General features: G+C 62.8%; 10 protein-coding genes and 2 tRNA genes. 10 read left to right on the top strand and 2 right to left on the bottom strand.

Going from position 1 to position 11,085, the window contains the following annotated elements:
* Nucleotides 1-717: a deoxyribodipyrimidine photo-lyase gene (locus LG661_RS12220; protein ID WP_230532174.1), complete on the bottom strand. Its 717-nt coding sequence runs from the start codon at nt 715-717 to the stop codon at nt 1-3.
* Nucleotides 718-836: 119 nt separating this feature from the next.
* A tRNA-Asn gene (locus tag LG661_RS12215) sits at nt 837-911 on the bottom strand.
* Between the two features lie 207 nt (nt 912-1,118).
* Between LG661_RS12215 and LG661_RS12210 the strand changes: the two genes are divergently transcribed.
* The 10 genes from LG661_RS12210 to LG661_RS12165 all read left to right on the top strand — a co-directional run bounded on the left by LG661_RS12210 (nt 1,119) and on the right by LG661_RS12165 (nt 11,002).
* A tRNA-Cys gene (locus LG661_RS12210) sits at nt 1,119-1,192 on the top strand.
* Between the two features lie 24 nt (nt 1,193-1,216).
* Nucleotides 1,217-1,879, top strand: a complete 663-nt coding sequence (locus LG661_RS12205) for a protein-L-isoaspartate O-methyltransferase family protein (protein WP_230532173.1) — start codon at nt 1,217-1,219, stop codon at nt 1,877-1,879.
* Between the two features lie 227 nt (nt 1,880-2,106).
* On the top strand, nt 2,107-3,468 hold the full coding sequence (locus tag LG661_RS12200) for a TolC family outer membrane protein (RefSeq protein WP_230532181.1): 1,362 nt from the start codon (nt 2,107-2,109) through the stop codon (nt 3,466-3,468).
* 154 nt (nt 3,469-3,622) lie between these two features.
* Nucleotides 3,623-4,177, top strand: a complete 555-nt coding sequence (locus tag LG661_RS12195) for a PopZ family protein (protein WP_322098862.1) — start codon at nt 3,623-3,625, stop codon at nt 4,175-4,177.
* 93 nt (nt 4,178-4,270) lie between these two features.
* The gene (locus LG661_RS12190; RefSeq protein ID WP_230532172.1) at nt 4,271-6,982 is read left to right on the top strand and encodes a valine--tRNA ligase; all 2,712 of its coding nucleotides are present in this window, start codon (nt 4,271-4,273) and stop codon (nt 6,980-6,982) included.
* Nucleotides 6,979-7,698 (top strand): DUF2459 domain-containing protein, encoded by a 720-nt coding sequence (locus tag LG661_RS12185; protein WP_230532171.1) that lies wholly within the window; start codon nt 6,979-6,981, stop codon nt 7,696-7,698. The genes LG661_RS12190 and LG661_RS12185 overlap by 4 nt, the downstream gene beginning before the upstream one ends.
* A 129-nt stretch (nt 7,699-7,827) precedes the next feature.
* Nucleotides 7,828-9,804: an acetyl/propionyl/methylcrotonyl-CoA carboxylase subunit alpha gene (locus tag LG661_RS12180; RefSeq protein WP_230532170.1), complete on the top strand. Its 1,977-nt coding sequence runs from the start codon at nt 7,828-7,830 to the stop codon at nt 9,802-9,804.
* A gap of 54 nt (nt 9,805-9,858) precedes the next feature.
* The gene (locus tag LG661_RS12175; protein WP_230532169.1) at nt 9,859-10,296 is read left to right on the top strand and encodes a DUF1489 family protein; all 438 of its coding nucleotides are present in this window, start codon (nt 9,859-9,861) and stop codon (nt 10,294-10,296) included.
* Between the two features lie 24 nt (nt 10,297-10,320).
* Nucleotides 10,321-10,566, top strand: coding sequence for a hypothetical protein (locus tag LG661_RS12170; protein WP_230532168.1), 246 nt, complete (start codon nt 10,321-10,323; stop codon nt 10,564-10,566).
* Between the two features lie 79 nt (nt 10,567-10,645).
* Entirely contained in the window at nt 10,646-11,002 is a 357-nt protein-coding gene (locus LG661_RS12165; protein ID WP_230532167.1) for a hypothetical protein, read from the top strand.
* Nucleotides 11,003-11,085 lie beyond the last annotated feature (83 nt).

The following is an 11,085-nucleotide window of genomic DNA, read 5'->3' as shown; positions in this document are numbered from 1 at the left end:
TCACCCTCGGCTCACTGATGAAAGTGCCAAAGTAGTGCTAAGGCCATTCTCCAAGAAGAAGTCTAATTTCTCCTGCGCCGCCTCTTCGCCCCGCCGCCATCCGGTTTTGAACTCGCCCGCCCAGTCGGGGTGCGAAGGTTCGAGGTCGAGATCCTGGAGAGCGACAGCAGAGGACAGAATCGAGGCGGGCCAGATCCCGCCGGGAATGCGCCGTGGGGCGGGCAGGGGAGGCGGGATTCTCCGTCCCATAACTGCCCGGAGGTACGGGGTGAAGACCTGGAACGATCCGCCGGCTTGGTTCCTGATCTCCCAAGGCTCGTGCAGCAGCCGTCCATTGAAGCTCTGGACCTTGGTTCCGCGTTCGGTCAGTCGCTTCTTCAAGGAGCTGTCGATGGTGATTTCAGCTGCGCCATAGCGCCGATTCCAGAAAATGGCAGATGCATTCGTCTCGCAGACAGTCCGCTCCACCACCTCCGAAGCAGGACCTCGGAGCAGAATCAGCGAAGATCCGGCTTTTTCGAGCGAGTTCTGCAGGGACTGAAGGGACCCATGGAGCCACCACCGCGCCGCTCCGCCGAGAGCTCGGAGACCTGGAGAGGCTTCGTCGACAACGAAAAGGCATAGAACCTGCGACCCTGTGGCCACGGCTGCGGACAGGGCGGGGTTGTCGTAGAGGCGATGATCGTCGCGAAACCAGACGAGAACCGGACAAGCCAAGCCATTTCTCCATCGCAAAGGGGGCACGCAGCGCCGCAATGCGCGAGAATCTGCACCCGACGGTCGTTCCTAGAGTCGAGGCTGGACCACTACCAATGGGAGAGTTTGGGGAGAGGAGATGGCTCCGGCGGTAGGATTCGAACCTACGACCAACGGATTAACAGTCCGCTGCGCTACCGCTGCGCCACGCCGGAATAAGCCAAGTCAAACGAGAAGCGCGGTGAGCTCCCCGGTCTCGCGGCATCCCGTGCGGGCCCGCCGTCGAAGTGGGTTTGGCATATAACAGGGGGCGGCAGGTTTGCAAGTCCCTTGATTGCTTCCCATGTCATTAAACGGGCTGTTGCTCTTTATGGGGACGCTCTGCTATGGAGCACCCGTCGCGCTCGCGGCACGCCCCGGATGGCCTCGTGGCGGAGTGGTTACGCAGAGGACTGCAAATCCTTGTACGGGGGTTCGATTCCCTCCGAGGCCTCCAACCGATTTTCTGAGGCAATCTCCCATGGTCGATTTCTCGCAAGCGCGCCGTTTGATGGTCGATAGCCAGCTGCGCACTTTCGACGTGAACGACGTTGCGGTTCAAAACGCCATGGGCAGCATCCCGCGGGAGCTCTTCGTTCTCCCCGGGCGCGAGGACCTTGCCTATATCGACCAGCATGTCCCGGTCAGCGACGGCGCCGAGCGGCGCCTGATGATCTCCCCCATGATCCTGGCGCGGATGATCCAGTCCCTCGAGATCGACGAGGGCGACAAGGTTCTCGATGTCGCTTGCGGTCGGGGGTATTCCTCCGCGATCATGGCGTCCGTCGGGGCGCAGGTCACGGCGCTGGAGGCGGATGATAATCTGGTGTCGGCGGCCAAGCAGAGCCTCGCCTCGGCCGGCGCGCAGGGCATCACAGTGGTCGCAGGCCCCCTTGAGAAGGGCTTCCCGGAGAATGCTCCCTATGACGCTATTCTTATCAACGGGGCAATCGAGGTACGTCCTGAGGAACTTCTTCAGCAACTGGCCGAAGGCGGCCGCCTGATCTGCGTGAAGGGGCAGGGACGCGCTGCGCGCGCTACCCTTTATGTCCGTTCGGGGGATGCCTTTGGCGAGCGCAGCCTTTTCGATGCGGCGGCCCCCTTGCTGGCTCCATTGGCCGCGAAGCCTAGTTTCACCTTCTAAATCCTTTACAGAATCTAAATTTCCGGCTTTAGGAAGTGTCGCTTTTTTGCGGCACTCCCGTACTAATTGAGCTCCGAGGCGACTGGCCTTGTTGCCGACTCGCTTCCCGTGCGTATTGTTCCGCTTTGAGTGACATGGTTTAGTGAATCGGTATCCGGTGGGTCTGTCGCCGGGGATCCGCAAGGCAGGTGGGCGTGAGCAAAAAGCGATCTGACAACAAGTACCGCATGCTCTTCGGGGTGATGGCCTCCGCTTTCGTGCTTCTTGGCGCGGATGGGGTTTCGGCCGAGACGCTGGAAAGCGCTCTGGCGCGGGCCTACGGAAATAATCCGGAGCTGAACGCTCAACGCGCCAGCGTCCGTGCGACGGACGAGAATGTGGCTCGGGCCAAGTCGGGCTACCGGCCGCGGGTGAATGCCTCGGCCGATATCGGCCGCAGCTTCTCCGAGTACGACCGCGGTGCCGGCGGTAGCAATGTCAACCGCCTCACGCCCCGCGGCGTCGGCGTCGAGATCGAGCAGTCCATCTTTAACGGCGGTCGGACCCTGAATGCCGTTCGTCAGGCCGAATCGGCCGTTCTGGGCTCCCGCGAAACCCTTACCAACACCGAGCAGAACACTCTGTTCGATGCGGCTACGGCCTACATGAACGTTCTGCGGGACACGGCCATCCTCGACCTCCAGCGCAATAACGTGGAGGTCATCGACGAGCAGCTGCGCCAGACCCAGGACCGCTTCAATGTGGGCGAGGTCACGCGCACGGACGTTGCCCAGGCCGAGGCCCGCCTTGCGGCCTCCCGCTCGCAGGCCAGTCTCGCCGAGGCCAATCTGCGCACCAGCATTGCTCAGTATAGGCAGGTTGTGGGTGTTGAGCCGCGTCAGCTTGCGCCCGGACGTCCCCTAGACCGTCTGCTGCCCCGCAGCCTGGAGGCGGCAATCCGGATCGCGATCGAGAGTCACCCGGCCATCAAGGCCGCCTTGCATTCGGTGGATGTGGCCGAACTGCAGGTCAAGATCGAACAGGGGGCTCTCGCGCCCCAGGTGGGCGTAGCCGGTAGCGTACAGCAGCGCTACGACAATCAGATTTCCGGTGACAATGCTCTGAGTGCTTCCATCACTGCCCGTCTTACGGTTCCGATCTACGACGGCGGTGCGGCTTACGCTTCCACCCGGCAGGCCAAGGAAACGGTCGGTCAGCGGCAGCTCGAGGCGGATTCGATCCGCGATCAGGTACGCGCGGCCACTGCATCCGCCTGGGGTCAGCTCGAGGCGGCTCGCGCGCAGATCGCTGCGGCCCAGGCTCAGATCGATGCGGCGGAGACCGCATTGAGCGGCGTGCGCGAAGAGGCCCGCGTGGGGCAGCGCACCACCCTCGACGTGCTGAACGCCCAGCAGGAACTGCTGAGCGCCCGCGTCAACCTCATCCAGGCGCAGCGTGACCGCGTCGTGGCTTCCTATGCCGTCGTCCAGGCCATGGGACGCCTGACTTCACGGGCGCTCGGCCTCGCCGTCAATCATTACAGCCCGACGATCCACTACGAGCAGGTGAAAGATCTGTGGGGCGGACTGCTCACGCCGGACGGTCGTTGATAAGTCTAGGGGCTGGAACACAAGAGTTCCGGCCCCACTTGTTTTATGTATAGTTGCGTAAAATACTTGGATCCATTCGCAAGAATGATTCCTGAACTTCTTATTTTGGATGCGGCCCATGAGTTCGGTTAGTTTGAAGGTCAATGAACCATCGATGGAAGAGATTTTGGCTTCCATTCGGCGCATCATCGCCGACGATCAGGAGACCTTGAGTGAGCAGGACGAGGAGGCGGCTCCAACTCCCCTGAAGAAGGTCCTCGATATGACCGAGCGCCACATCGCTGCCGTTCCAGCCCCGGAGCTGGCACTGGACAACGACCAGGACGATGTGCAGGGACAGCCGGAAGCAGGGGGATTCCACCTGGACGAAGCCTTTTTCCAGAGCCTGAACCGCCAGGACGATGAGCCGCCGGCGGCGCGGGCGGTCACCGCGAAGACGGCTCCTCCCAAGCGCGCTCAGGCGCCTGTCCAGCCTCCAGCACCAAATCAGCAGGAGTCTTTGCTCTCAAACCGGACGACGGCCAGCGTGTCCGGATCCTTCCAACGTTTGGGGGCGACGCTGATGCCGGCGGAGCCACGGACCTTGGAAGACCTGATGAGAGATATGCTACGGCCCATGCTGAAGGAGTGGCTCGACGAGAACCTTCCTTCCATCGTCGAGCGCCTTGTTCGGGCCGAAATCGAGCGCGCGGCGCGCGGGCTGCGGTAAGTTACCTCCCATCGGTTGACTTCGCCCCGTCCGTCCGGTTTGTAGCCCTCTTGCTGCGCGTATCATCTGCGCGCCAACAGGCCGGTACTCATCATGATGGACAAGACGTTCGATCCAGCTTCAGTCGAAGCGCGCATTTCCACCCGCTGGGAAGAGGCGGAGGCCTTCAAGGCCGGCCGTGAGGATCGCAAGGACGCTGTACCCTATACCATCGTCATCCCGCCGCCGAACGTGACGGGATCGCTCCATATGGGGCACGCCCTCAACAACACGATCCAGGATATCCTCTGCCGCTTCGAGCGCATGCGGGGCAGGGACGTGCTCTGGCAGCCAGGGATGGATCATGCGGGCATTGCCACCCAAATGGTGGTCGAGCGCCAGCTTATGGAGAAGCAGATCCACCGCCGTGACCTCGGCCGTGACGAGTTCATCAGGCGCGTATGGGAGTGGAAGGACGAGTCCGGCGGGCGGATCAAATCGCAGCTTCAGCGCCTCGGTGCCTCCTGCGATTGGTCGCGCGAGCGCTTCACCATGGACGAGGGCCTGTCCCAGGCCGTCCTGAAGGTCTTCGTCGACCTCTACGAGCAGGGGCTGATCTACAAGGACAAGCGCCTCGTGAACTGGGACCCCAAGTTCCAGACCGCGATCTCGGACCTGGAAGTGATGCAGGTCGAGGTGAAGGGCAATCTCTGGCACATCCGCTACGCCGTCGAGGGCATGCCCGACCGCTCCATCACTGTTGCCACGACACGTCCCGAGACCATGCTCGGCGACGTCGCTGTCGCCGTCCATCCGGAAGACGAGCGTTACAAGGACCTGATCGGCAAGTTCGCCGTCCTGCCGCTGGTCGGCCGCCGCATCCCCATCGTGGCCGATGAATATTCCGATCCTGAGAAGGGCACGGGCGCGGTGAAGATCACGCCTGCGCACGACTTCAACGATTTCGAGGTCGGAAAGCGCCACAAGCTGTCGCTCATCAACATCTTCGGCACGGAAGCTGAACTGCGCCTGGACGGCAACGAGGCTTTCCTCGAAGGCCTCCCGTCCTCGGATGACCTCAAGGCGGTGCTCGCCCTCGACGGTCTCGACCGCTTCGAAGCGCGCAAGCGCATCGTCGCCATGCTGGAAGAGCGCGAGATTCTCGTCCAGATCGAGCCGCACACTCACATGGTGCCCCACGGCGACCGCTCCAATGTCGTGATCGAGCCCTACCTTACGGACCAGTGGTACGTGAACGTGAAGCCCCTCGCCGACCGGGCCCTGGAGGCCGTTCGCAACGGCGAGACCAAGTTCGTGCCGGAGAACTGGGAGAGGACCTATTTCCAGTGGCTCGAGAACATCGAGCCCTGGTGCGTCTCGCGCCAGCTCTGGTGGGGACACCAGATTCCTGCCTGGTACGACGATGAAGGCCATGTCTTCGTTGCGCACTCGGAAGAGGACGCGAAGGCGCAGGCGCATGCCAAGCACGGCAAGGATGTGCCTCTGACCCGCGACGCTGACGTGCTGGACACCTGGTTCTCATCTGCGCTCTGGCCGTTCTCGACCCTGGGGTGGCCGGACGATGCGCCGGAGCTCAAGCGCTATTATCCGACCAATACTCTGGTCACGGGCTTCGACATCATCTTCTTCTGGGTTGCCCGAATGATGATGATGGGTCTGCACTTCATGGATGAGGTGCCTTTCGACACGGTCTACATCCACGCCCTCGTCCGCGACGAGAAGGGGGCGAAGATGTCGAAATCGAAGGGCAACGTCATCGACCCGCTCGACGTGGTGGAGCAGTACGGCGCGGATGCCCTGCGCATGACGCTCGCCTCGATGGCGGCGCAGGGCCGAGACATCAAGCTCTCGGTCCAGCGTGTCGAGGCCTATCGCAACTTCGCGACCAAGATCTGGAATGCGGCCCGCTTTGCCGAGATGAACGAATGCAGGCGCGTCGCCGGCTTCGATCCTAAGGCGGTGAAGGAGACGCTCAACAAGTGGGCGCTCAGCGAGTGCGCCAAGGCGATCAACGAAGTATCCGCAGGCATCCAGGCCTACAAGTTCAATGAGGCGGCGCTCGCAGCCTACCGCTTCGTCTGGAACGTGTTCTGCGACTGGACCCTCGAGTTCGCCAAGCCCGTGCTGCAGGGCGTGGATTCGCCTGCGAAGGACGAGACTCGCGCTACCATAGCCTTCATCTTCGATGAGATCTGCAAGCTTCTCCACCCCTTCATGCCCTTCCTCACCGAAGAACTGTGGGAGGTGAAGGGGCAGGAGGGTCCGAAGCGCGAGACGATCCTGGCGCTGGCTCCCTGGTCGCACCTCGATCATCTGATCGACGAGCAGGCCGAAGCGGAGATCGGCTGGGTGGTGGACCTCGTGACAGAGATCCGCTCCGCCCGTTCCGAAACCAATGTGCCGGTCGGCGCTCAGATCCCGCTCGTCCTCGTCGCATCCTCCGCCGACGTGAAGGCCCGTGCCGAGCGCTGGGGCGATATCGTGAGGCGCCTCGCGCGCCTCTCCGAAATCTCCTATGCCGATGTCGCACCGAAGAGCTCGATCCAACTCCTCATCCGCGGTGAGATGGCGACCCTGCCGCTGGAGGGCGTCATCGACCTCGATGCCGAGCGGGCGCGGCTTGCCAAGGAAATCCAGAAGCTCGAGGCGGAGATCGCCAAGATCGACGCGAAGCTCGGAAATGCGGATTTCATCAAGCGAGCGCCCGAGGAGGTGGTCGAGGAGCAGCGCGAGCGCCGCGAAGAGGCTGCGGCCCGCAAGGCGAAGATGGAAGAGGCGCTGAGCCGCCTCAGGGATGCGGCTTGAGGCACATTCTGAAGAAGGGATTGAAGGGCCTCGCGGCCCTTCTTTTTCTTTGGGCGGGGCTTGTCGTCGTGACCGCACGCTACGGCGACCCCCGGATCTTCCCGGGTGGGCAGGGCGGACTGGACGTCATCCTCGTCAGCAATGGCTATCACGCGGGGCTCGCCATTCCTCGCGGACCCCTGATGGAGATGGCGGAAGACACAGGGCTCCCGGCGCTTCTCTCTATTGGCATGCGCTTCCGGCACTATGAGTGGCTTGAGGTCGGGTGGGGCGATTCCGAATTCTACCGCAGCACGCCAACGGCGAATGAAGTCCAGTGGAGGCTCGCCCTGAAGGCGCTTCTTGGCATGGGCGAGGGGACTGTGCTGCACGTGGTCGGCATTGAAGGCAGGCCGGAGCAGGTGTTTCCTCCCAATGGCCTCGTCACGATCCGCCTTTCCCAGGATGGATTTGTCCGGCTGGCAAAACGCCTTGAGGAGACGTTCGCATCCAGCCCGGACCGGCAGCCCGAGGAAATGGGCCCGGGGCTTTACGGGCCGAGCCTGTTCTACCGGGCTGCCGGCAGCTTTAATCTGTTCCGCGTCTGCAATCACTGGGTTGCCGACCTCCTGGATGCGGCAGGTGTACCGACCGCGCCGGGCATTGCATTCCTGCCGGCGGGTCTGATGGCCGACCTGGAATGGCGCTCCGGACTGAAGCCGACGAGGTCGCCCTGACGGTCCAGGAACCCGTCGGACATCTGATCCATGTGGCTGCAGTCCGTCATCACGCTGTTCGGGCGTGACAAGTCGCCCTCATTTTGCTCTAGCTTTCCGCAAAACCGAATGTCTGACGAAGGGATGGATATGCTCGAGAGTGTCCTGATCGCCAATCGCGGCGAGATCGCCTGCCGCATCATCCGTACAGCCCAGCGACTGGGGATACGTACCATCGCGGTCTATTCGGAGGCGGATGCCAATGCTCTTTTCGTCCAGATGGCGGACGAGGCTCATCTCATCGGTCCTGCTCCCGCTCGCGAGAGTTACCTGAAGATCGACAAGATCATCGAGGTCGCCAAGCGTACGAAGGCGGCTTCGATCCATCCAGGCTACGGCTTCCTCTCCGAGCGGACCGAGTTCGCCGAGGCCTGCGCCGCGAACGGCATTGTCTTCGTCGGCCCACCGGCCTCGGCGATCAAGGCCATGGGCCTGAAGGACGCCGCCAAGGCCCTCGTCCAGCAGGCGAACGTGCCGGTCGTGCCGGGCTACCACGGCGCCAAGCAGGATCCGGACTTCCTACGCCAGAAGGCGTACGAGATCGGCTACCCGGTTCTCATCAAGGCGGTCGCGGGTGGCGGCGGCAAGGGCATGAGGCGTGTGGAGAAGGCTGCCGATTTCGATGCGGCCCTGGAAAGCGCCCAGCGCGAGGCCTCGAGCGCCTTCGGCGATCCGCGCGTGCTGGTGGAAAAGTACATTCTTTCGCCGCGTCACATCGAGATCCAGGTCTTCGCCGATGCTCATGGCAACGTAGTCCACTTCTTCGAGCGCGACTGCTCGCTCCAGCGGCGCCATCAGAAGGTGATCGAGGAGGCGCCCGCACCCGGCATGACGCCCGAGATGCGCCAGGCCATGGGGCAGGCCGCCGTCGAGGCGGCACGCGCGGTCGGCTATGTGGGCGCGGGTACCGTCGAGTTCATCGCCGACGGGCGCGAGGGGCTTCGCCCCGACCGTTTCTATTTCATGGAAATGAACACCCGCCTCCAGGTGGAGCATCCCGTGACAGAGGCGATTACCGGGCTCGATCTCGTGGAACTGCAGTTCCGCGTGGCTTCCGGCGAGAGGCTGCCCTTCACCCAGGACGATCTTTCCATTGACGGTCATGCGGTCGAGGCGCGCCTCTATGCGGAGGATCCGGAAAAGGAGTTCTTGCCATCCACAGGCAAGCTCTGGGCTCTCGAGTTCCCGGAGGGTGAGGGGCTGCGTATCGATACGGGCGTCGAGGCCGGGGCGGAAGTGACTCCGTACTATGATCCCATGATCGCCAAGATCATCGCCCACGCACCGACCCGTGAGGAGGCGCTGGAAAAGCTGGCGCGGGCGCTCGGAGCGACCATTGTCGCCGGACCGAAGACCAATGTCGCCTTCCTCAAGAAGCTCTGCGAGGCGGAAGGGTTCAGGGCAGGTCAGTTCGATACGGGCTTTATCGACCGGAATCTCGCCGGCCTCGGAGTGGCCCACCAGGCGCTGGACGATGTCGCCGTTTCCTTCGGTGCGGCGGCTCTCATCTCGCGCGAGATCGACCGGCTGCGCATGGCCGAACTCCAGAGGAGCGACGAACCCTCCTCGCCCTGGGCGATGCCGGACGGCTTCCAACTCCTTGGCCTGCGCAGTGTCGGCGTTTCCCTGCGCGCCGAGGGCGAGCGCGTGGAAGCGCGCGAGGTGTTCAGCGAGAGCTATCCCGGCGCAAGCACGGTCGCCTTCGGCTCGGCCGATCCTTGGAGCGATGAGCAGGTCGACCGCGAAATCGAGGCGCCGCATGGCATCTATGTTCTGCGGAACGGCCGCCAGACTCTCGTTCAGCCCTACGATCCTTTCGATGTCGATCTGGAGCATATGGACGAGGGCGGCTCGGTGAAGGCGCCCATGCACGGCAAGCTCATCGCCGTGTTCGTGCAGCCGGGCGACAGGGTCGAGAAGGGCCAAAGGCTCGCCATCGTGGAGGCGATGAAGATGGAGCACGTGCTCGTCGCGCCCGCGGACGGGGAGGTGGCGGAGATCGCCGCCGAGCCCGGTGCGCAGGTCGCCGAAGGCGCACGGCTGATAGGGCTGAAGGCGGAGGAGTGACCTGCGGCGCATCGCCCGATATGTCTTTGGGCACGTGCATGGTTGAACGTTGAGATGCCCCTTCATCTGATCAAACTTTGCGTCGGCTGCGATTCCATTTCCGACCTCGAGGAATGGATCGAGGAGAACCGTGCTCATTACCGGCGACTGGGACGTGACTTCGAGCAGACCCACACCACCCGCATGGTGCCCAAACGAGTGGACGAACTTCTCGAAGGCGGCTCGTTGTTCTGGGTCATCAAGGGTCAGGTAGCGGCCCGGCAGCGACTTCTCGACATCAGACCTTTCACCGACGGAGAGGGAATCGGTCGCTGTCATCTCGTGCTGGAGCCGAAGGTCGTCCCGGTCGAACCACGCCCGTACAGGCCATTTCAGGGGTGGCGCTACCTCGCCGTGAAGGATGCCCCTCGGGACATCGATGGGAAAGCGGACGACCTCGCCAGGATGCCCGAGGATATGCGCCGCCAGTTGGCGGAACTCGGTCTTATTTGACGTAAGTGAACCATGGAGCGTTCGATGAGGGCAGCAATTTGTTTCGCCGCTATTCTGCTCGGGGCCGCCCCCGCACTTGCGAAAGAGTGCCGCATGCCGGAGCTTCCGCCAGGCGCCCGCGCCTCGCTGCCGCCCGGTTGCGACAAGCTCCTCCAGAAGGATGCGGCCGAAGAGAGGCTCAGGGGCAAGGACGGCTTTATTGATCTCGGGAATGGCACCAGCGTACGGATCGGTGGCCGCGTCAGGGTCGAAGTAGGTACCCGGCGTTAGACTTTATTGCATCTCCCCTCGTGGAACTTGGCAGCCGCGATTCGCATTGGCTCACCAGTTCAGTTGAGTGGAGGTTGCGATGCTCCTGACGGCATCCGAAGGCCGGCACTGGCGCTACGAGGTGTGTGAGCATGAGGACGGCTATCTGGTCCAAATGCGCGATCTGACAACCGGCGACTTGGACGAGGAATTCTCCACCATCTTCCGCACCCTTCCCGTGGCCTTTGCCTATGCCGAGATGTCGGCGGCCTATGAGCGTTATGCCGCCTCCGAACTCGAGCAATCCGAGGATGAGCAGATCGAAATCGATGTCGAGGCCACCGAGCGCCACTTCATCGATCTGAGCGACAGGCTGCACGATTCCGGTATCAATGGCGTCGTTGCACAGGCCTGGGAGCGGGAACGCCAACGCAGCCCCACAAGGCTCCTGCACTAGCTTTAGCGACAACCTGTTCTGGCCTGTAATCAGCTCCTTTCCTCCTCCCCTGTACGGGGGAGGAGTTTCACTGCAGGCCTCCA

Source organism: Microvirga roseola (genome assembly GCF_020866965.1).
Classification (GTDB): Bacteria; Pseudomonadota; Alphaproteobacteria; order Rhizobiales; family Beijerinckiaceae; genus Microvirga; species Microvirga roseola.
This window is presented reverse-complemented; position numbering and strand designations above follow the sequence as displayed.

Excerpts from the sequence above, each read along its gene's own strand:
- LG661_RS12205 (WP_230532173.1), top strand. The coding sequence starts at position 1,217 with ATGGTCGATTTCTCGCAAGCGCGCCGTTTGATGGTCGATAGCCAGCTG.
- LG661_RS12200 (WP_230532181.1), top strand. The coding sequence starts at position 2,107 with ATGCTCTTCGGGGTGATGGCCTCCGCTTTCGTGCTTCTTGGCGCGGAT.
- LG661_RS12195 (WP_322098862.1), top strand. The coding sequence starts at position 3,623 with ATGGAAGAGATTTTGGCTTCCATTCGGCGCATCATCGCCGACGATCAG.
- LG661_RS12190 (WP_230532172.1), top strand. The coding sequence starts at position 4,271 with ATGATGGACAAGACGTTCGATCCAGCTTCAGTCGAAGCGCGCATTTCC.
- LG661_RS12180 (WP_230532170.1), top strand. The coding sequence starts at position 7,828 with ATGCTCGAGAGTGTCCTGATCGCCAATCGCGGCGAGATCGCCTGCCGC.
- LG661_RS12175 (WP_230532169.1), top strand. The coding sequence starts at position 9,859 with ATGCCCCTTCATCTGATCAAACTTTGCGTCGGCTGCGATTCCATTTCC.
- LG661_RS12170 (WP_230532168.1), top strand. The coding sequence starts at position 10,321 with ATGAGGGCAGCAATTTGTTTCGCCGCTATTCTGCTCGGGGCCGCCCCC.
- LG661_RS12165 (WP_230532167.1), top strand. The coding sequence starts at position 10,646 with ATGCTCCTGACGGCATCCGAAGGCCGGCACTGGCGCTACGAGGTGTGT.